The organism is Massilia yuzhufengensis (assembly GCF_900112225.1).
Lineage (GTDB): Bacteria > Pseudomonadota > Gammaproteobacteria > Burkholderiales > Burkholderiaceae_D > Telluria > Telluria yuzhufengensis.
In genome coordinates this window covers 81,562-101,914 of record NZ_FOLD01000004.1, presented here as the reverse complement: position 1 = coordinate 101,914, position 20,353 = coordinate 81,562, and the positions used below count along the sequence as shown (strand labels likewise).

22 protein-coding genes are annotated in these 20,353 nt (G+C 64.6%); 21 read left to right on the top strand and 1 reads right to left on the bottom strand.

Annotated elements, in window-relative coordinates:
• Nucleotides 1-2: 2 nt before the first annotated feature.
• The 21 genes from nuoE to BM031_RS05100 all read left to right on the top strand — a co-directional run bounded on the left by nuoE (nucleotide 3) and on the right by BM031_RS05100 (nucleotide 19,123).
• The gene (gene nuoE, locus BM031_RS05200; RefSeq protein WP_091872033.1) at nucleotides 3-479 is read left to right on the top strand and encodes an NADH-quinone oxidoreductase subunit NuoE; all 477 of its coding nucleotides are present in this window, start codon (nucleotides 3-5) and stop codon (nucleotides 477-479) included.
• Entirely contained in the window at nucleotides 476-1,771 is a 1,296-nt protein-coding gene (nuoF, locus tag BM031_RS05195) for an NADH-quinone oxidoreductase subunit NuoF (protein WP_091872030.1), read from the top strand. The genes nuoE and nuoF overlap by 4 nt, the downstream gene beginning before the upstream one ends.
• A gap of 21 nt (nucleotides 1,772-1,792) precedes the next feature.
• Nucleotides 1,793-4,132: an NADH-quinone oxidoreductase subunit NuoG gene (gene nuoG / locus BM031_RS05190; protein WP_091872027.1), complete on the top strand. Its 2,340-nt coding sequence runs from the start codon at nucleotides 1,793-1,795 to the stop codon at nucleotides 4,130-4,132.
• Nucleotides 4,132-5,214, top strand: coding sequence for an NADH-quinone oxidoreductase subunit NuoH (gene nuoH / locus BM031_RS05185; protein WP_091872025.1), 1,083 nt, complete (start codon nucleotides 4,132-4,134; stop codon nucleotides 5,212-5,214). The genes nuoG and nuoH overlap by 1 nt, the downstream gene beginning before the upstream one ends.
• Nucleotides 5,215-5,223: 9 nt before the next feature.
• A complete protein-coding gene (nuoI, locus tag BM031_RS05180) occupies nucleotides 5,224-5,712 on the top strand; it encodes an NADH-quinone oxidoreductase subunit NuoI (protein WP_091872022.1) in 489 nt (162 codons plus the stop codon).
• A 17-nt stretch (nucleotides 5,713-5,729) separates the two neighbouring features.
• The gene (locus tag BM031_RS05175) at nucleotides 5,730-6,398 is read left to right on the top strand and encodes an NADH-quinone oxidoreductase subunit J (RefSeq protein WP_091872019.1); all 669 of its coding nucleotides are present in this window, start codon (nucleotides 5,730-5,732) and stop codon (nucleotides 6,396-6,398) included.
• The gene (gene nuoK / locus BM031_RS05170) at nucleotides 6,395-6,703 is read left to right on the top strand and encodes an NADH-quinone oxidoreductase subunit NuoK (protein WP_091872017.1); all 309 of its coding nucleotides are present in this window, start codon (nucleotides 6,395-6,397) and stop codon (nucleotides 6,701-6,703) included. The genes BM031_RS05175 and nuoK overlap by 4 nt, the downstream gene beginning before the upstream one ends.
• Nucleotides 6,704-6,744: 41 nt before the next feature.
• Nucleotides 6,745-8,817, top strand: coding sequence for an NADH-quinone oxidoreductase subunit L (gene nuoL / locus BM031_RS05165; RefSeq protein ID WP_091872014.1), 2,073 nt, complete (start codon nucleotides 6,745-6,747; stop codon nucleotides 8,815-8,817).
• Between the two features lie 26 nt (nucleotides 8,818-8,843).
• Nucleotides 8,844-10,340, top strand: a complete 1,497-nt coding sequence (locus BM031_RS05160; protein ID WP_091872012.1) for an NADH-quinone oxidoreductase subunit M — start codon at nucleotides 8,844-8,846, stop codon at nucleotides 10,338-10,340.
• 7 nt (nucleotides 10,341-10,347) lie between these two features.
• Nucleotides 10,348-11,862: an NADH-quinone oxidoreductase subunit NuoN gene (nuoN, locus tag BM031_RS05155; RefSeq protein WP_091872009.1), complete on the top strand. Its 1,515-nt coding sequence runs from the start codon at nucleotides 10,348-10,350 to the stop codon at nucleotides 11,860-11,862.
• Between the two features lie 9 nt (nucleotides 11,863-11,871).
• Nucleotides 11,872-12,201 carry a DUF2818 family protein gene (locus tag BM031_RS05150; protein WP_091872006.1) on the top strand — a complete coding sequence of 110 codons (330 nt, stop codon included), beginning with the start codon at nucleotides 11,872-11,874 and terminating at the stop codon, nucleotides 12,199-12,201.
• 133 nt (nucleotides 12,202-12,334) lie between these two features.
• A complete protein-coding gene (locus BM031_RS05145) occupies nucleotides 12,335-12,892 on the top strand; it encodes an NUDIX domain-containing protein (protein WP_091872003.1) in 558 nt (185 codons plus the stop codon).
• A 4-nt stretch (nucleotides 12,893-12,896) separates the two neighbouring features.
• The gene (locus BM031_RS05140) at nucleotides 12,897-13,595 is read left to right on the top strand and encodes a hypothetical protein (protein ID WP_091872000.1); all 699 of its coding nucleotides are present in this window, start codon (nucleotides 12,897-12,899) and stop codon (nucleotides 13,593-13,595) included.
• The gene (gene ispD, locus BM031_RS05135) at nucleotides 13,592-14,314 is read left to right on the top strand and encodes a 2-C-methyl-D-erythritol 4-phosphate cytidylyltransferase (protein WP_091871997.1); all 723 of its coding nucleotides are present in this window, start codon (nucleotides 13,592-13,594) and stop codon (nucleotides 14,312-14,314) included. Before BM031_RS05140 ends, ispD begins: the two co-directional genes overlap by 4 nt.
• A 2-nt stretch (nucleotides 14,315-14,316) precedes the next feature.
• Nucleotides 14,317-14,826 carry a 2-C-methyl-D-erythritol 2,4-cyclodiphosphate synthase gene (gene ispF, locus BM031_RS05130; protein WP_091871996.1) on the top strand — a complete coding sequence of 170 codons (510 nt, stop codon included), beginning with the start codon at nucleotides 14,317-14,319 and terminating at the stop codon, nucleotides 14,824-14,826.
• A 77-nt stretch (nucleotides 14,827-14,903) separates the two neighbouring features.
• Complete coding sequence (locus BM031_RS05125) at nucleotides 14,904-16,160, top strand: MFS transporter (protein WP_091871993.1); 1,257 nt, start codon at nucleotides 14,904-14,906, stop codon at nucleotides 16,158-16,160.
• 4 nt (nucleotides 16,161-16,164) lie between these two features.
• The gene (locus BM031_RS05120; protein WP_091871990.1) at nucleotides 16,165-16,473 is read left to right on the top strand and encodes a hypothetical protein; all 309 of its coding nucleotides are present in this window, start codon (nucleotides 16,165-16,167) and stop codon (nucleotides 16,471-16,473) included.
• A gap of 69 nt (nucleotides 16,474-16,542) precedes the next feature.
• Nucleotides 16,543-17,097 (top strand): NADPH-dependent FMN reductase, encoded by a 555-nt coding sequence (locus BM031_RS05115; RefSeq protein ID WP_091871989.1) that lies wholly within the window; start codon nucleotides 16,543-16,545, stop codon nucleotides 17,095-17,097.
• Nucleotides 17,087-17,509, top strand: coding sequence for a VOC family protein (locus BM031_RS05110; protein ID WP_091871986.1), 423 nt, complete (start codon nucleotides 17,087-17,089; stop codon nucleotides 17,507-17,509). The genes BM031_RS05115 and BM031_RS05110 overlap by 11 nt, the downstream gene beginning before the upstream one ends.
• Nucleotides 17,510-17,514: 5 nt before the next feature.
• Nucleotides 17,515-18,405 (top strand): ion transporter, encoded by an 891-nt coding sequence (locus BM031_RS05105; RefSeq protein WP_091871983.1) that lies wholly within the window; start codon nucleotides 17,515-17,517, stop codon nucleotides 18,403-18,405.
• Between the two features lie 139 nt (nucleotides 18,406-18,544).
• Complete coding sequence (locus BM031_RS05100; protein WP_091871981.1) at nucleotides 18,545-19,123, top strand: phasin family protein; 579 nt, start codon at nucleotides 18,545-18,547, stop codon at nucleotides 19,121-19,123.
• On the opposite strand, the gene BM031_RS05095 is transcribed toward BM031_RS05100, so the two are convergent.
• Nucleotides 19,103-20,341 (bottom strand): acyltransferase family protein, encoded by a 1,239-nt coding sequence (locus tag BM031_RS05095; protein WP_091871978.1) that lies wholly within the window; start codon nucleotides 20,339-20,341, stop codon nucleotides 19,103-19,105. The genes BM031_RS05100 and BM031_RS05095 overlap by 21 nt on opposite strands.
• Between the last annotated feature and the right edge of the window lie 12 nt (nucleotides 20,342-20,353).

The window sequence follows — 20,353 nt, the reverse complement described above, 5'->3', positions numbered from 1 at the left end:
TTATGTTATCGCAGGAATGCTATAAAAAAATCGATCGCGAGCTGGCCAAGTACCCGGCCGACCAGCGCCAGTCGGCCGTGATGGCCTCGCTGGCCCACGCCCAGGTCGAACTGGGCTGGCTGTCGCCGGACACCATGCAGGAAGTCGCCGACTACATCGGCATGCCGGCCATCGCCGTGCAGGAAGTGGCGACCTTCTACAACATGTACAACATCAAGCCGGTCGGCCAGCACAAGATCACCGTGTGCACCAACCTGCCATGCGCGCTGTCGGGCGGCGAACGCGCCGCCAAGCGCATCAAGGACGCGCTGGGCATCGGCTTCCGCGACACCACGGCGGACGGCAAGTTCACGCTGATGGAAGGCGAGTGCATGGGCGCCTGCGGCGACGCGCCCGTCATGCTGGTGAACAACCACCAGATGTGCTCGTTCATGAGCGACGAGAAGATCGACGCCCTGCTTGAGGAACTGAACAAATGACCAGCCTGCACGACCGTCACATCAATCCGCTGATCCTCAAGGACCTCAACGGCGAGAACTGGCACCTGGCCGACTACGTGAAACGTGGCGGCTATTCGGCGCTGCGCAAGATCATCGAAGAAGGCATCTCGCCGGAACAGATCATCGCCGACCTGAAGGCCTCGGGCCTGCGCGGCCGCGGCGGCGCCGGTTTCCCGACCGGCCTGAAGTGGAGCTTCATGCCGCGCCAGTACCCGGGCCAGAAATACTTGGTTTGCAATACGGACGAAGGCGAGCCGGGTACCTTCAAGGACCGCGACATCATCCGTTATAACCCGCACGCGCTGATCGAAGGCATGGCCATCGGCGCCTACGCGATGGGCATCACCGTGGGCTACAACTACATCCACGGCGAGATCTTCGCGGAATACCTGCGCTTCGAAGAGGCACTGGAAGAGGCGCGCGCCGCCGGTTTCCTGGGCGATAACATCATGGGGTCGTCGTTCAGCTTCCAGCTGCACGCCCACCACGGCTACGGCGCCTACATCTGCGGCGAAGAAACCGCGCTGCTCGAGTCGCTCGAAGGCAAGAAGGGACAGCCGCGCTTCAAGCCGCCGTTCCCGGCCTCGTTCGGCCTGTACGGCAAGCCGACCACGATCAACAACACCGAGACCTTCGCAGCCGTTCCGTTCCTGCTGAACCTCGGCGCCGAGAACTACATGGCGCTGGGCAAGCCGAACAACGGCGGCACCAAGATCTTCTCGATCTCGGGCGACGTCGAGCGTCCGGGCAATTACGAAGTCCCACTGGGCACCCCGTTCGCCAAGCTGATGGAGCTGGCCGGTGGTATGCGCGGCGGCAAGAAGATCAAGGCCGTGATTCCTGGCGGTTCGTCGGCGCCGGTCGTGCGCGGCGACGTCATGATGGACACCGACCTGGACTACGACTCGATCGCCAAGGCCGGCTCGATGCTCGGTTCGGGCGCCGTGATCGTCATGGACGAGACCCGCTGCATGGTCAAGTCGCTGCTGCGCCTGTCGTACTTCTATTACGAAGAGTCCTGCGGCCAGTGCACGCCTTGCCGCGAAGGCACCGGCTGGATGTACCGCATGGTGCACCGCATTGAAAACGGCAAAGGCCGTCCGGAAGACATGGACCTGCTGAACAACATCGCCTTCAACATCAAGGGCCGCACCATTTGCGCCCTCGGTGATGCCGCGGCGATGCCAGTGGAAGCGATGATCAAGAACTTCCGCGAGGAATTCGAATATCACATCGAGCACAAGCACTGTCTCGTGCCCGCATACCTTTAAACCAGGTCAGGTAACGATCAAATGGTTGAAATTGAATTAGACGGCAAAAAAGTCGAAGTCGCACCAGGTTCCATGGTGATGGACGCCGCAAACAAACTCGGAACTTACATTCCGCACTTCTGCTATCACAAGAAATTGTCGATCGCTGCGAACTGCCGCATGTGCCTGGTCGAAGTGGAAAAGGCGCCGAAACCGATGCCTGCCTGCGCGACCCCGGTCTCGCCCGGCATGATCGTGCGCACCCACAGCGACAAGGCGGTGCAGGCGCAGAAGTCGGTGATGGAATTCCTGCTCATTAACCACCCGCTGGATTGCCCGATCTGCGACCAGGGCGGCGAATGCCAGCTGCAGGATCTGGCCGTCGGCTATGGCAAGAGCAATTCGCGCTACGACGAAGAAAAGCGCGTGGTGGCCCCGAAAGAGGCCGGCCCGCTGATCTCGATGGAAGAGATGGCGCGCTGCATCCAGTGCACCCGCTGCGTGCGGTTCGGCCAGGAAGTGGCCGGCGTGATGGAATTCGGGATGGTCGGCCGTGGCGAGCACTCGGAAATCACGACGTTTGTGGGCAAGACTGTCGACTCGGAAGTGTCCGGCAACATGATCGACCTGTGCCCGGTCGGCGCGCTCACCAGCAAGCCATTCCGCTACTCGGCTAGGTCCTGGGAACTGTCGCGCCGCAAGTCGGTGTCGCCGCACGATTCGCTCGGCACCAACCTGATCGTCCAGGTCAAGGGCGGCAAGGTCATGCGCGTGCTGCCGCTGGAAAACGAAGCGATCAACGAATGCTGGATCTCGGACAAGGACCGCTTCTCCTACGAAGCGCTGGACAATGCCGATCGCCTGACGACCCCGATGCTCAAGCAGGGCGGCGTGTGGCAGGAAACCGACTGGCAGACCGCGCTCGAATACGTGGCCCACGGCCTGCGCAACATCCGTCATGAGCATGGCGCGGACAGCATCGCCGCCGTCGCCACTGCGCACTCGACGCTGGAAGAGCTCTACCTGCTCAACAAGACCGTGCGCGGCATCGGTTCCGACAACATCGAGTTCCGCCTGCGCCAGACCGACTTCTCGCTCGACGGCCAGGTCACGCCATGGCTGGGCATGCCGATCACCGGCATCTCGGCCCTGAAGCGCGCCTTCGTCATCGGTTCCTCGCTGCGCAAGGACCATCCGCTGGTCGCCACGCGCCTGCGCACCGCCACCAAGGGCGGCGCCAAGCTGTCGCTGCTGCAAGCGCTTGACGACGACCTGCTGATGCCGGTTGCGAACAAACTGATCGCAGCGCCGGGCGACTGGCTGGCTGCGCTGTCGGAAGTGGTGTCGGCGATTGCCGGCGCCAAGGGCAGTGCTGCCCCGGCCGGTTTCGAAAACACGGAAGTGGGCAACGCGGCGAAAGCCATCGCCGAGTCGCTGACCGGCAACGATTTCCCTGGCGCGATCCTGCTGGGTAACTCGGCTGCGCACCATCCGGAAGCGGCCAAGATCCACGCTGCGGCGCAATGGATCGCCGAACAGACCGGCTGCAGCTTCGGCTACCTGGTCGAAGCAGCGAACACCGTCGGCGGCCACATCGTTGGCGCCACCGGCAAGGAAGCCGTGTTCGCCACGCCGAAGAAGGCCTATGTGCTGCTGAACGCGGAGCCGGAACTCGATGCGGCCAATCCGCAGCAGGCGCGCGCCTGCCTCGATGGCGCCGAGATGGTCGTCGCGATGTCGGCCTTCAAGCACGGCATGGACTTCGCCGACGTGCTGCTGCCGATCGCGCCGTTCAGCGAGACCGCCGGTACTTTCGTGAACTGCGAAGGCCGTGCCCAGAGCTTCAACGGCACCGTGAAACCGCTGGGCGAGACCCGCCCGGCCTGGAAAGTGCTGCGCGTGCTGGGCAACCTGCTGGGCCTGTCGGGCTTCGACTACGAAACCTCGGAATCGATCCGCGACGAAGCCATCGGCAAGGGCAATACCGACCTGTCGGCCAAGCTGAACAACGTCGCCAGGCTGGCGCCGTCGGCTGCCGCCTACAACGCCGCCGGCCAGTTCGAGCGCGTCACCGACGTGCCGATCTACTTCACCGACGCCCTGGCGCGCCGTTCCGAGCCGCTGCAGCGCACCGTCGACGCCAACGCGCCGCTGGTCAAGCTTTCGAAGGCCATCGCCGAGCAGATCGGCGTCGTCGACGGTGACCGCGTGCGCGTGATCCAGGGTTCGGGCAGCGCCGTGCTGGTTGCCGGCGTGGATGCACGCCTGCCGTCGAACGCCGTGCGCGTCGCCGCCGGCCATTCGGCCGTGGCCGGCCTGGGTGCAATGTTCGGAGCAATTAACGTGGAAAAAGCGGTTGAAAAAGCAGGGGAGGGCAAGTAATGGCACAGCCCGGATTTATCGATAGTTTTTATGACATGGGCGCCGCCAGCCCGATCGCGCCGGTCTGGCCAGTGATCTGGACGGTGATCAAGATCCTGTGCGTGCTGCTGCCGCTGATGGGCCTGGTCGCCTACGCCACCCTGTGGGAGCGCAAGCTGATCGGCTGGATCCAGATCCGCGTCGGTCCGAACCGCGTCGGTCCCGGCGGCTTGCTGCAGCCGATCGCCGATGCGGTCAAGCTGCTGTTCAAGGAAATCGTCATCCCGACCAAGGCCACCACCAGCCTGTTCGTGATCGGTCCGATCATGACCATCATGCCGGCGCTGGCGGCCTGGTCGGTGGTCCCGTTCGGCCCGCAAGCCGCACTGGCCAACGTGAACGCCGGCCTGCTGCTGCTGCTGGCGATCACCTCGATGGAAGTCTACGGCATCATCATCGCCGGCTGGGCCTCGAACTCGAAGTACTCGTTCATGGGCGCGATGCGCGCCTCGGCCCAGATGATCTCCTACGAAATCCCGATGGGCTTCGTGATGGTCGTGGTGCTGATGGTGTCGGGCAGCCTGAACTTCTCGGACATCGTGCTGGGCCAGCAGGCCGGTACCTTCGCCGGCATGGGCCTGAACTTCCTGTCGTGGAACTGGCTGCCGCTGTTCCCGCTGTTCGTGATCTACTTCGTGTCCGGCCTGGCCGAATGTAACCGCCACCCGTTCGACGTGGTCGAGGGCGAGTCGGAAATCGTGGCCGGCCACATGGTGGAATATTCGGGCATGTCCTACGCGATGTTCATGCTGGCCGAATACGCCAACATGATCCTGATCGCCACGCTGGCATCGATCATGTTCCTGGGTGGCTGGTCGGCGCCGTTCGCTTTCCTCGACTTCGGTCCGCTGGTCGGCTTCTTCTGGCTGTTCGCGAAGATGTTCGCACTGGTTTCGCTGATGATCTGGGTCCGCGGCACCTTCCCGCGCTATCGCTATGACCAGATCATGCGCCTGGGCTGGAAAGTCTTCATTCCGCTGACCCTGATCTGGCTGGTGTTCGTCGCCGCCTGGATGCAGACGCCATGGAACATCTGGAAGTAAGAGAGAAAAATGAATCGGATTAAAGAAATCGTCGGCAGCCTGATGCTGACCGAACTCTTCAAGGGCCTGGCCCTGACCGGCAAGTATGCGCTGTCGCGCAAGATCACGGTCCAGTACCCGGAAGAGAAGACGCCGATGTCGAACCGCTTCCGCGGCCTGCATGCGCTGCGCCGCTACCCCAACGGGGAAGAGCGCTGCATCGCCTGCAAGCTGTGCGAGGCAGTCTGCCCGGCCATGGCGATCACGATCGAGTCGAGCCAGCGCGAGGACGGCACCCGCCGCACCACGCGCTACGACATCGACCTGACCAAGTGCATCTTCTGCGGCTTCTGCGAAGAATCCTGCCCGGTGGACTCGATCGTCGAAACCCACGTGCTGGAATACCACGGCGAGAAACGCGGCGACCTCTACTACACCAAAGAGATGCTGCTGGCCGTGGGCGACCGCTATGAAGCCGACATCGCCGCCGCCCGCGAGGCGGACGCGAAGTACCGATAAGAAAAGGCTGTCAAGTCATGGAATTCACAACTGGTCTGTTCTACGTGTTCGCCACCGTCATGGTGGTGGCGAGCCTGTTTGTCATCACCACCAAGAACTCGGTCCACGCCGCGCTGTTCCTGGTGCTCGCCTTCTTCAACGCGGCCGGCATCTGGCTGCTGCTCAAGGCCGAGTTCCTGGCCATCGTGCTGGTGCTGGTGTATGTCGGCGCCGTGATGGTGCTGTTCCTCTTCGTCGTCATGATGCTCGACATTAATATCGACCGCATGCGCGAAGGCTTCTGGGGCTACCTGCCGCTGGCGTCGGCCATCGGGGCATTGATCGTGCTGGAAATGTCCGCCGTGCTGTACCGCGCGTACAACTTGACCGATCTGTCGGCCGAGGCCGCCGCGCTGAACATCGGCGGCACCAAGGAACTGGGCTTGCTGATCTACACCAAGTACATCTACGGCTTCGAGATCGCCGCCGTGATCCTGCTGGTGGCGATCGTCGCCGCAGTCGCCCTGACCCTGCGCAAGCGCAAGGACACCAAAGCAATCGACCCGGGCCTCGCCGTCCGCGTCCAGCGTAACGACCGCCTGCGCATCGTCAAGATGGATGCGGTCAACCAGCGCGCGATCGACGCCGCGAACGTCGAGGCGGCAGCGCAAGCTGCAGCTGCCGCAGCACCGAAGGAGGCTCCATGACTTTGTCGCTCGCACACTACCTGATCCTGGGCGCGATCCTGTTCGCGATCTCGATCATCGGTATCTTCATGAACCGGAAGAACATCATCATCCTGCTGATGGCCATCGAGCTGATGCTGCTGGCAGTGAACCTGAACTTCATCGCGTTTTCTCACTACCTGGGCGACGCGGCGGGGCAGATCTTCGTGTTCTTCATTTTGACCGTCGCGGCCGCCGAATCGGCGATTGGCCTGGCGATCCTGGTGGTCCTGTTCCGTAACCTGGACACGATCAATGTGGAAGACCTCGACAGCCTCAAGGGCTGACGGTCTCGGCTGGATAGATAAAATAACGACTAAGGTTCAATATGGCGGGGCAAATCCTCAATCCTGATCTTCTGCTGGCGGTACCGCTGGCGCCGCTCGTGGGCTCGGCAATCGCCGGCCTGCTCGGCACCAAGTTCTTCGGCAACGTGGTCGGCCGCAAGGTCTCCCACACGGCAACCATCCTCGGCGTGTTCATTGCGCTGGTCATCTCGGTGCAGACCCTGATGGCCGTCATGGATGGTGCGACTTTCAATGGCGACATCTATACCTGGATGAACGTCGCCGGCCTCAAGCTGGCGGTGGGCTTCCAGATCGACGCGCTGTCGGCAATGATGATGTGCGTGGTGACCTCGGTGTCGCTGATGGTGCACATCTACACGATCGGCTACATGGCCGAGGACGAAGGCTATAACCGCTTCTTCTCGTACATCTCGCTGTTCACGTTCTCGATGCTGATGCTGGTCATGTCCAACAACTTCCTGCAGCTGTTCTTCGGCTGGGAAGCGGTGGGCCTGGTCTCTTACCTGCTGATCGGCTTCTGGTACACCCGCCCGACCGCGATCTTCGCCAACATGAAGGCCTTCCTGGTCAATCGCGTGGGCGACTTCGGCTTCATCCTCGGTATCGGCCTGCTGCTGGCCGCCGCCGGCTCGATGCAGTACGACGAAGTGTTCGCGAAAAGCGCCACGCTGGCGACCATGACGGTGCCGGGCACCGACTGGCCGCTGCTCACCGCCGCCTGTATCTGCCTGTTCATCGGCGCCATGGGCAAATCGGCCCAGTTCCCGCTGCACGTCTGGCTGCCGGACTCGATGGAAGGCCCAACCCCGATCTCGGCCCTGATCCACGCCGCGACCATGGTGACCGCCGGCATCTTCATGGTGGCCCGCATGTCGCCGCTGTTCGAGCTGTCCGATACCGCCTTGAGCTTCGTCATCGTCATCGGTTCGATCACCGCGCTGTTCATGGGCTTCCTGGGCATCATCCAGAACGACATCAAGCGCGTGGTCGCTTACTCGACGCTGTCGCAGCTGGGCTACATGACCGTGGCGCTGGGCGCCTCGGCCTACTCGGTGGCCGTGTTCCACCTGATGACCCACGCCTTCTTCAAGGCGCTGCTCTTCCTTGGCGCCGGTTCGGTCATCATCGGCATGCACCATGACCAGGACATGCGCAACATGGGCGGCCTGCGCAAGTACATGCCGATCACCTGGATCACTTCGCTGCTCGGTTCGCTGGCCCTGATCGGCACCCCGTTCTTCGCCGGTTTCTACTCGAAAGATTCGATCATCGAAGCGGTGCACGCGTCGAACATCCCGGGCGCAGGCTTCGCGAACTTTGCGGTGCTGGCCGGCGTGTTCGTGACCGCCTTCTACTCGTTCCGCATGTACTTCCTGGTGTTCCATGGCGAATCGCGCTGGAACCATCCGGTCAAGCACAGCGAAGGGCATGATTCGGATGCCCACCACGAAGAAGACGCTCACGACGACCATGGCGACGACCATCACCACCATGGCCTGCAGCCGGGCGACAAGCCGCACGAGTCGCCGCTGGTCGTGACCCTGCCGCTGATCCTGCTGGCGATCCCGTCGGTGATCATCGGTTACCTGGCGATCGGCCCGATGCTGCACGGCGACTTCTTCAAGGACGTGATCTTCATCGGCGAGAACCACACCGCGATGGCGACCCTGCGCGAAGAGTTCCATGGCGCGGCCGCGATGGCGATCCACGGCCTGCAGACCGCACCGTTCTGGCTGGCGCTGGCTGGTGTCGTTGCCGCCTACTACTGCTACATGATCAACCCGCGCGTCCCGGCCTGGTTCTATGCCAAGTTCAAGTTCCTGCACACCCTGCTGGACAACAAGTACTACATGGACAAGTTCAACCAGGCAGTGTTCGCCGGCGGCGCGCGCGCCGTGGGCGGCGGCCTGTGGAAAGTGGGCGACCGTGGCCTGATCGACGGCCTGCTGGTCAACGGCTCGGCCAAGCTGGTCGGCTGGTTCTCGACCGTGGTGCGGAACATCCAGACGGGCTACATCTATCACTACGCGTTCTTCATGATCGCCGGCGTGCTGGCAACCCTGCTGTACTTCTTCCCGTTCTGGCGCGGTTAATCAGGACACGATAAGAAAAGCGAAAAATGATGCAGTCAATTTCTACATTTCCTCCTTACCTGAGCCTGGCGATCTGGCTCCCGATCCTGTTCGGCCTGATTATTTTGGCCATCGGACGCGAAGGCAACAAGGGGCTGACCCGGATGCTGGCACTCAGCGGCGCCGTGGTCGCCTTCCTGCCGACCCTGCCGCTGATCATGAACTTCGACAGCGCCGCCCACGGCATGCAGTTCTATGAAGTGGCCAGCTGGATCGAGCGCTTCAACGTGTTCTACAAGCTCGGCGTCGACGGCCTGTCGCTGTGGTTCGTCCCGCTGACCGCCTTCATCACCATCATCGTGGTGCTGGCGGCCTGGGAAGTGATCGACGAGCGCGTCGGCCAGTACATGGGTTCCTTCCTGATCCTGTCGGGCCTGATGATCGGCGTGTTCGTGTCGATGGACGGCTTGCTGTTCTACTTCTTCTTCGAAGCCACCTTGATCCCGATGTACATCATCATCGGCGTGTTTGGCGGCCCGAACCGGGTGTATGCAGCATTCAAGTTCTTCCTGTACACGTTCTTCGGCTCGCTGCTGACCCTGGTCGCGATCGTCTACCTGTATAACGCTTCGGGCTCCTTCGACATCCTCGAATGGCACAAGCTGCCGCTCACGCTCAACGAGCAGATCCTGATCTTCGTGGCCTTCTTCATGGCTTTCGCCGTGAAGGTGCCGATGTGGCCGGTGCACACCTGGCTGCCGGACGCCCACGTGGAAGCGCCGACCGGCGGTTCCGTGGTGCTGGCCGCGATCATGCTGAAGTTGGGCGCCTACGGTTTCCTGCGCTTCTCGCTGCCGATCACCCCGGACGCCTCGCACTACCTGGCCCCGGTCGTCATCGTGCTTTCCTTGATTGCCGTGATCTACATCGGCCTGGTGGCCCTAGTGCAGAAGGACATGAAGAAACTGGTCGCCTATTCGTCGATCGCGCACATGGGTTTCGTGACCCTGGGCTTCTTCATCTTCAACGACATGGGCGTGCAGGGCGGCCTGATGCAGTCGATCTCGCACGGCTTCGTGTCGGGCGCGATGTTCCTGTGCATCGGCGTGCTGTACGACCGCGTGCACTCGCGTGAAATCGCCGACTACGGAGGAGTGGTCAACACGATGCCGAAGTTCGCCGCCTTCGCCGTGCTGTTCTCGATGGCCAATGCCGGCCTGCCCGCCACCTCGGGCTTCATCGGCGAATTCATGGTCATCCTGGGCGCCGTCGAGTTCAACTTCTGGACTGGCCTGCTGGCTGGCACCGCCCTCATCCTGGGCGCGGCCTACTCGCTGTGGATGGTCAAGCGCGTCGTGTTCGGCCCGGTGGGCAACAAGAACGTCGCCGCCCTGACCGACCTGAACGGCCGCGAATTCTTCATCCTGGGCGTGCTGGCCATCGCCACCCTGTGGATGGGCCTGTACCCGGCGCCTATCGCAGAAACGCTGCAGGTCTCGGTCTCGGACCTCCTGCAACACGTCGCAGTCAGCAAAGTGCCCTAAATAAGCCATGAACGAAATCAACTCCACCCTGCTCACGGCGGCCGACACCAACCTGGTGCCGGTCTATGCCGAAATCTTCCTGCTGATCGCGGCTTCCGCGATCTTGCTGATCGATATGTTCCTGAAGGAAGGCAAGCGCAACCTGACCTACGCGCTGACCTTGCTGACCATCGGCGGCTGCGCCGTGCTCTCGTTCGCCGATTTCAATTCCGGCGCGACGGTGTACACCTTCAGCGGCATGTACGTGTCCGACCCGCTGGGCAACCTGCTCAAGCTGTTCACCTACCTGGCCACCGCCATGACCCTGGTGTATTCGCGCCAGTATTCGGGCGACCGCGGCATGATGTCCGGTAACCTGGGCGGCGAGTTCTACGTGCTCGCCCTGTTCTCGATGCTGGGCCAGATGATCATGATCTCGGGTAACAGCATGCTGTCGCTCTACCTGGGCCTGGAACTGATGTCGCTGTCGCTATACGCGCTGGTGGCACTGCGCCGCGATCACGCGGTCTCGACCGAAGCGGCGATGAAGTACTTCATCCTCGGCGCACTGGCTTCGGGCTTCCTGCTGTATGGCATCTCGATGGTCTACGGCGCCACCGGCACGCTCGACATCACCACCATCGGACAGGTCACCGCCGCCAATGGCGCCAACCCGACCATCCTGGTGTTCGGCCTGGTGTTCATCGTCGCCGGCCTGGCCTTCAAGCTCGGCGCCGTCCCGTTCCACATGTGGGTGCCGGACGTCTACCAGGGTTCGCCGACCGCGGTCACCTTGCTGCTGGGCGGTGCGCCGAAGCTGGCCACCCTCGCCATGACCATCCGCATCCTGGTCGAAGCCCTGCCTGCCATGGCCTTCGACTGGCAGCAGATGCTGATGGTGCTGGCCGTTCTGTCGCTGGCGATCGGCAACATCACCGCGATCGCCCAGACCAACATCAAGCGCATGCTTGCCTATTCGACCATCGCGCAGATGGGCTTCGTCCTGCTCGGCATGATGACCGGGGTCGTGAACGGCGACAGCAGCGATGCCGCTTCCTCGTACAGCGCCGCGGTCTACTACATGATCACCTACGTGCTGACCACGGTCGGCAGCTTCGGCCTGATCATGATGCTGGCGCGCGCCGGCCACGAAGCCGAGAACATTGCGGACTTCAAGGGCCTCGGCAAGCGCTCGCCGTGGTTCGCGATCGTCATGACCATCCTGATGTTCTCGCTGGCCGGCGTGCCGCCGATGGTCGGCTTCATGGCCAAGTGGGCCGTGCTGCAGGCAGTGGCCAACGCAGGCATGGTGTGGCTGGCCGTCGTGGCCGTGATGTTCTCGCTGGTGGGCGCGTATTACTACCTGCGCATCGTCAAGACCATCTGGTTCGACGACGCAGCCGACACCGCGGCGATCCACACCCCGGCCGACATGCGCGTGGTGATGTCGCTCAACGGCCTGGCCGTGATCGTGCTGGGCGTGATCCCGGGCTGGCTGCTGGCGGTGTGCTACAGCGCCATGCAGGCGACCCTCGCCAAGTAAGAGACCAGCTTGGATTCTTCCCTGGCTGTGTGGCTGGTAGTCGCGATGTCGATCGCGGCTGCCAACCTGCCTTTCCTCACCGAGCGCGTGTTCGGCCTTGTTTCCCTCAAGGCCAGGCCCGCCGGTGACGGCTCCCCGCGCACCAAGCCGCTTGCCCTGCGCTTGCTTGAGTTAATTGTTCTATACTTTGTCGTCGGCTTCCTGGCGCGCGCCCTGGAATCCCGGATCGGTGGCGTGTTCGCGCAGAACTGGGAGTTCTATGCGATCACCGGCTGCCTGTTCCTGGTGCTGGCGTTTCCCGGATTCGTCCTTCGGTACTTACGCAAGCAACGCCGCTAGGTAGGGTGGCCGGCTTCGCCGGCCGCGTTCGCGCGGCGTGTGCGTCTCGCGACGTCCTTGCGCTGCGCATGCCAGGTCTGGACGCGCGGCCGGCAGAGCCGGCTACCCTACGTGTATCAATAACGGAGCCTGCATGACGGTCAATCTCAAAGAAACCCGCATCGACGGCGGGGTCGTCTATGACGGCCCCTTCCTCAAAGTAGAACGCGACCAGGTGCGCCTGCCCGATGGCAAGACCAGCCACCGCGAGCTGATCCGCCACCCGGGCGCCGTCGTGATCCTGCCGCTGCTGCCCGATGGCCGCGTGCTGCTGGAACGCCAGTTCCGCTATCCCAATTCCCAGGTATTCATTGAGTTCCCGGCCGGGAAGATCGATCCGGGCGAAGACCACCTTGCCTGCGCCAAGCGCGAACTGGAAGAAGAGACCGGCTACTCGGCCAGCAAGTGGCGCTTCGTCTGCACGATCCACAACGCCATTGCCTATTCGGACGAGCACCTGGAATTGTTCCTGGCCGAAGACCTGGTGGATGGCGAGCAAAAGCTCGACGACGGCGAATTCCTGGAAACCTTCACCGCTACCGTGCCCGAGCTGCTGGAGATGGTGCGGCGCGGCGAGATCACCGATGTGAAGACCATCATCGGCGCCTTCTGGCTGGAAAAGATCCTGTCCGGCAGCTGGACCCCGGCGTGAGCCCATGAAGTGGCTGCTCGCGCTCGCTTTGTGGTGCTGGGCAGCCGCTGCATGCGCGGCCCAGCGCACCGATTTCCAGGCGCGCTGCGAAGACACGATCGGCGAGACCCTGTCGGTGCTCACCGGTACCCAGAACGGCTTCCGGATCGATAACAGCATCGGCTACCGCTCGCTGACCGCGATGAAGGGTGGCGCGCGCGCCGGCCAGGTCGTGCTGGGCCTCACGCGCACCGAGTCGCGCGTGAGCATCAACGTCGGCGGGCGCCTGCTGAGCGACCCGGCCAGCGGCTACGAATGCATCGCCCCGCACATCGAAGTGGGCCTGGTCTATCCGCCCATCGTGGTCTACGTGAGCCGCGAGTTCGCGCCCGGTTCCTGCGCTTACGATGAAGTGCTGGCGCACGAAAAGCGCCACCTGGCCGCCTACCTCGACTACCTGCCCAAGGCCGAGGCCCGGGTGCGCCTGGCGCTCGAGCGGCGCTTCGCCGACAAGCCGCTGTATGCGCGCATCGGCCACGCGCAAGGCCTGCTCCAGCGCGAAATCGACCGCAGCTGGATGCCGTATATTAAAAGCGAAATGGCGAAGGTCGAGGCGCTGCAGGCCGCCATCGATTCGCCGCAGGAATATGCCCGCCTCGGCAAGGTTTGCGGAGGTGAGGTACAGTCGCTGATCCGTCCTGTACGAAAACCCAAGAAATCATGACCAACGCTGCAGTACCACGCTACCTTGCCCTGATTCCCGCGGCCGGGGTTGGCGCCCGCATGGCGGCGGGCAGTCCCAAGCAGTACCTGCCCATTGGGGGCAAGCCGATGCTGCGCCACACGCTCGATGCCTTCCTCTCGAGCCCGCGCATCGCCCATACCTATGTCGTGGTCAGCGCCGATGATCCGTTCATCGATAGCATCGTGCCGGGGCAGGGCGTGACGGTGCTGCGCTGCGGCGGCGCCACCCGCATGGAATCGATTCGCAATGGCCTGCGCGCACTGCACGGCAGCGTGGCCCTGAATGACTGGGTTCTTGTGCATGACGCCGCCAGGCCGGGGCTGGATGCGGAACTCATCGAGCGCCTGGTCGTCGAAACGGGTGAGCACCCGGTCGGCGGCCTGCTGGCGCTGCCGGTGGTCGACACCGTCAAGCGGGCAGTGGCGGGCGAGGTGGCGACGGTGTCGCGCGACGGGCTGTGGCTGGCCCAGACCCCGCAGATGTTCCGCTACCAGCTGCTGTGCCGCGCGCTGGACGCGGCGACCGACCCGTCCGCGATTACCGATGACGCCAGTGCGGTTGAAGCGCTGGGCCTGGCCCCCAGATTGGTGGAAGGGCATCCCCGCAACCTTAAAGTCACGCTGCCGGCCGACATCCGCATCGCCGAACTCTACCTGGCAGCGTTCTCGCAGCACACCGACAACGGACAGAATAGATAACCATGGTACAAGCCTCCTATAATCCTACCCCGCCTTTCCGCATCGGGACCGGCTATGACTGCCACGCGCTGGTCGAAGGGCGCAAGCTCATCGTCGGCGGCGTGACCATCCCGCACCGCCTGGGCCTGCTCGGCCACTCGGACGCCGACGTACTGCTGCACGCCATCATCGATGCGCTGCTGGGCGCGGCCGCCCTGGGCGACATCGGCAAGCACTTCCCGGATACCGACCCGATGTTCGCCGGCGCCGATTCGCGCACCTTGCTGCGCGAAGTGGCGCACCGGGTGGTCGCCACCGGCTACACCATCGGCAATATCGACGCGACCATCATTGCCCAGCAGCCGAAAATGGCGCCGCACATCCCGCAGATGGTCTCGCGCATCGCCGAAGACCTGGGCGTGGCGCCGCAGCAGGTGAACATCAAGGCCAAGACCAACGAGAAGCTCGGCTTCCTCGGGCGCGAAGAGGGCATGGCGGCCGAAGCCGTGGCGCTGCTGGTCCGGGCGGAATAATGCTCTTGTGTCATGTGCGTGCATATGCACTATAATGCTCGGGAACGGCGTCGGGCCCGTCTGCCGAGGAGCCGCACATGACCCACCAACCAAGCATGACGCCGCGCGCCGCCTGGATGCTGATCCTGGCCGCCAGCGCCATCCTGATGATCACGATGGGCGCGCGCCTGACCACGGGCCTGTTCCTGTCGCCGATCAATACCTCAACCGGCCTGGGCATCGCCACCATCAGTTTCGTGATGGCAGTGGCCCAGCTGATGTGGGGCGCTTCGCAGCCAATCTTCGGCGCCATCGCCGATAAATACGGGCCGGCGCGGGTGATCGTGATCGGTGGAATCATGCTCGCCGCCGGCACCGCCGCCACGCCTTTCGTCGATTCCGAATGGGGCCTGCTACTCACCATGGGCCTGCTGTCGGCAGCCGGGGCAGGGGCGGGCAGCTTTTCGATCCTGATCGGCGCCACCGCCCAGCGCTTGCCGGCCGAGCGGCGCCAGTTCGCGTCCGGCTTCATCAATGCCGGCGGCTCCTTCGGCCAGTTCGTGTTCGCGCCCTTGATGCAGGCAATCATCGCCAGCGCCGGCTGGGTGGCGGCGATGCTGACCATGGCGGCCACCACCTTGCTCACCATCCCGCTGGCGCTGGGCATGCGCGGCAAGAAGCCATCCGCGCCGGCGCTGGTTTCAACGGCCGCTCCCGCCGCACCCAGCGCGCCCGGCGTCACCCTTACCGAACAGCTGCGCCTTGCCATGCGCGACCGCAGCTACCTGTGCCTGCATCTAGGCTTCTTCACCTGCGGCTTCCACATTGCCTTCCTGGTGACCCACCTGCCGCAGGAAGTGGCGCTGTGCGGGCTGCCGGCCGGGGTCTCGGCCACGGCGCTGGCGCTGATCGGCCTGTTCAACATCGTCGGCAGCCTGGGCGCCGGCGCGCTGGCCAACCGCTACCGCATGAAGTCGATGCTGGCGATCATCTACGCCAGCCGCGCCGTGCTGATCGTGCTCTACCTGCTGGCGCCCAAGACCGCGCTGACCTTTTATATCTTCGCCGGCGCGCTCGGCGTCACCTGGCTGGCCACCGTGCCGCCCACGGCCGGCCTGGTCGGCAAGCTGTTCGGCATGCGCTACCTGGCCACGCTGTTCGGCCTCACGCTTCTGTCGCACCAGATCGGCGGCTTCTTCGGCGCCTGGCTGGGCGGCCTGAGTTTCGTGCGCTTCGGCGACTATACGTGGATGTGGTACGCCGACATCCTGCTGGCGCTGGCCGCCGCGCTGATCAACCTGCCGATCCGCGAGGCGCCGGTGGCGCGTCCGGCCGCGCTGGTGGCGAAGGGCTGACAGCATGGCGCGCGAGACCTGGGCCTACCGCGAGGTGGCGGTGGAATCGAAGGCCGACCCGCGCACGGGCCGGCTACGCATCCAGCCGGTGCCTGGCCAGGCCTACGCGACCACCTTGCGCGTGCAGTGTTCGCGCGCGTTACTGGACACCGGGCGCTATCCGCCCGGCACGCGCTTTCTCTTGTCGGCCAAGCTCACCGACCGCCTGGGCGGCCAGCCTTTCCTCTACGCCTGGCATGGCGACCCGGTGGACGTGATGAGCGCCGCCCGGCTAAAACGCTTCATCGAGGAGCGGCGGCGCCTGCGCATCTGACGGACGAGCAACGCAATCTTGCAAAAATGGTTAACATCAGGTTTTGCGTCTGAACCGGAAAGGAACACCATGGCCACACGGAATATCGCCGTCATCGTCGGCAGCCTGCGCAAGGACTCGTTCACCCGCAAGGTGGCGCGGTCGATGATCGAACTGGCCCCGGCCAGCCTGAGGCTCGAGATCGTCGAGATCCGCGACCTGCCGCTGTACAACCAGGATGACGAGACTGAGCATCCGCCGGCCGCCTTCACTGCCTTCCGCGAGCGCGTCAAGCAGGCGGACGGCATCCTGTTCTGCACGCCGGAATACAACCGCTCGGTGCCGGGCGCCCTCAAGAACGCGATCGACGTCGGCTCGCGCCCGTATGGCAAGGCGGCCTACGCCGGCAAGCCCTGCGCGGTGGTGAGCGTGTCGCCGGGCGCGCTGGGCGGCTTCGGCGCCAACCACCACCTGCGCCAGATGCTGCCCTTCCTCGACATGCCCTGCATGCCGGCGCCGGAAGCCTATGTCGGCGGGGTCGCCGCCAAGTACGACGGCGACCGGCTGGTCGACGATGCCTCGCGCGCCTTCTTCCAGTCCTTCATCGACACCTTCGCCGGCTGGGTCGAACGCCATGCCCGGTGAGCATCCGATCGCGGTGCGTGAGCTCGACCATGTCGTGCTGCGCGTGTCCGACCTCGATGCCATGATCGCCTTCTACGGCGCGGTGCTCAACTGCCAGGTCGAGCGCCGGCTCGACGACATCGGCCTGATCCAGCTGCGGGCCGGGCGCTCGATCATCGACCTGGTGCCGGCGGACAGCCCGCTCGGCCGCGAAGGGGGCGCGGCGCCGGGCGTGGGCGGGCGCAACCTGGACCACCTGTGCCTGCGCCTCGAGCCCTTCGACGAAGCGGCGATCCGGCGCCATCTCGCCGCGCACGGGGTAGCGGCGGGGCCGGTCGAGCCGCGCTATGGCGCCGAGGGCGAAGGGCCGTCGATGTACCTGCTCGACCCCGAGCGCAACACGGTCGAGCTCAAGGGGCCGCCGTACAGGTGACCGTGATGACAGCCGCGCCAGCACCAGCAGCAAGCAAGGCGCTGGCCCGCTACGGCCGGCCGGACGGCTGGCGCGGCCGCCTGTACGACCTGATCTTCCTCAGCGATTCGCCGGCCGGGCGCCGCTTCGATATCGCGCTGGTGGCGGCCATCCTGCTCAGCATCCTCGTCGTCGTGCTCGACAGCGTGCCCGCCATCCGCGGCCGGCACGCGGGGACGATGCACCTGCTCGAATGGGCCTTCACGCTGGGGTTCACGGTGGAATACGTGGCGCGCCTGCTGTCCGTGCGCCATCCGCTGCGCTACGCCACCAGCTTCTTCGGCATCGTCGACCTGCTGTCGGTCCTGCCCACCTATGTCTCGCTGCTGGTGCCGGGCAGCGAAGCGCTGCTCGACATCCGCATCCTGCGCCTGCTGCGCGTGTTCCGCATCTTCAAGCTGACCCTGTACATCGAGGAATACACGCGCCTGGCCGAGGCGCTGGCCAACAGCCGCCGCAAGATCCTGGTGTTCCTGTCGGTGGTGCTGATGGCGGTGCTGATCCTTGGCACCCTGATGTACGTGATCGAAGGGCCGCAGCACGGCTACACCAGCATCCCGACTGCGATGTACTGGGCCATCGTGACCATGACCACGGTGGGCTACGGCGACATCACGCCGCACACCACGCTCGGCAAGGCGATCGCCTCGTTCATGATGCTGCTCGGCTGGGGCATCCTGGCAGTGCCGACCGGTATCGTCACGGCCGAAATGACGGCCCTGCGCACCGACCGCCGCCACGGCCCCTTGCGGACGGCGCGCGCCTGCGGCGCCTGTGGCAGCGAAGGGCATGCCGCGGATGCGCAGTTCTGCAAGGATTGCGGCGCCGCGCTGCCGGCGGCTAGCACAACTGGCTGACAGCAGGACCCACGCACGTTTGGCGCAGATCAACCGCGTACCAGCCAGCGGCTTTAGCCTACTAGCTTCGTGCTGCGGAGCCGGCCCGGCCGGACGTGGCGTGCCACTCATTTAGTCCAATCCATCACGAGGTCAATGCATGTATCCCTTTTCGCAATCCGTGACCCCGGCCGTGCGCTCCCACATGGACGCGCAGACCGCTTTCTTGAACGACATGTCCAAATCGGTATTCCGTTCATTCCAGCAAATATGCGACCTGAACATCCAGCTGGCGCAAACCCTGGTCGAAGAATGCACCCTGGCCAGCCAGCAGGTGCTGAGCAACGAACGCCAGTCGACCCTGTTCAGCGCCGCGTCGGCGCGGGCCCAGCCCACCACCGAAAAACTGCGCGCCTACCAGCACCACATCTCGCAACTGGCCGCCGACGCCCAGGTGGAGCTGGCGCGCGTGACCGAGCAGCACGTCCAGAACACCAGCCGCACCGCACGCGCGCTGGTGGACGACGTGGCGCGCACCACCGCCGAGGAAACCGAGCGCAGCATCCGCGACCAGCAGGCCGCGATGCGCAATGTTGCCGACCCGTTCGTGCGTCCGAATGGCGCTGCCGGTAGTGCGGCCAGCGGCGACGGCGAGGCCCAGCGCGGCGCCCAGGCCAGCGGGCAGGGCGGCCAGCGTGGCGCCCAGGACAGCCGGCCTTCAGGCGCTGCTACGCACTGAGCTCACCGGGCCTGCGCCGGTGCCGTCCTGTGCGGCATCCTTCAAGCCTTGCGGACGCTGCGGCGCCAGCCCGAACAGCGGCCGCAGCACACGCACACGCCGTATCACTTCGAAGCTGGCGAAACTGAGGGTGATGGTCAGCACGACCAGCAGCACGGCCTCGGCGCCCGGCGCGATGCGCAGCGGCTGCATCGCATGCGCCAGCACCACGATCAGGGTCTGGTGCAGGATGTACACCGGAAACACCGCCTCGTTCAGGTAGCGGCGCGCCGGACCGTCGGCGTCCAGGTGGCGCTGGGCGAATCCGCAGGCCGCCACCACCGCGCTCCAGGCCATGAAGGCGTAGGCGGCAACCATGAACGGCCGCAGCACGCGCACCGCCGCGGGCGTGAACACGTCATGGGTCACCGCATCCCACATCACGAACATGGTCCAGCCGAAGGCGGCCACGCCCAAGGCCTGCCAGCGCAGCACGGCCAGCCGGCTCCAGAAACCGGGCACGCGCGCCACCAGCGCCCCGAGCACGAAGGGCAGGAAGGACATCGCGTGGTTGGTCCAGTCGCCCACCACGCTGTGGTTGGTGGGGTAGTGCTCGACCAGCGCGATGCGCGCCGCCGCCAGCAGCGCCGCAGGCAGCACCACCAGCTTCCACCCCTGCAGCAGCGCGCCGGTGCGGGCCGCGATGCGGTCGAAGCGTGGACCGAGCAGGGCGATGCCGGCCCCCAGCAGCATCGTGTAGATCCACAGGTAGGCGACGAACCACAGGTGGTTCCAGGTCGGCAGGATCAAGCAGTCTTCGCGGCAGAAGCCATTGTAGGCCTGCAGGTAGAGCCGCATGAAGGCGCCGTAGCCATCGCTGTAGCCGAGCTTTTCCACCACCTCGAAATACGGCTGCGGCGGCACGATGACGAGCATCCCGAACACCAGCGGCACCAGCAGCCGGATGCTGCGGCGGCCCAGGAAGGCGGCGGTGCCGGCCCGGCGCAGCATGAGGCTCGCAGCCACGCCGCCGATGAAGAACAGCAGTCCCAGGCGCCAGGGCGAGGACATCATCATGAAGGGCTCGGGACCGGTGCCGGCGAACGGGCTTTTTACGTGCCAGTCCCAGCTCACGTAGTACATGCCGGTGTGGTAGAGGATCAGCGCGAAGAAGGCGAGAATGCGCACCCAGTCGAGGAAGTACAGGCGCGTTGTCGGCAAGGGGAGGTCACGGGTCATGGCTGGCTCACG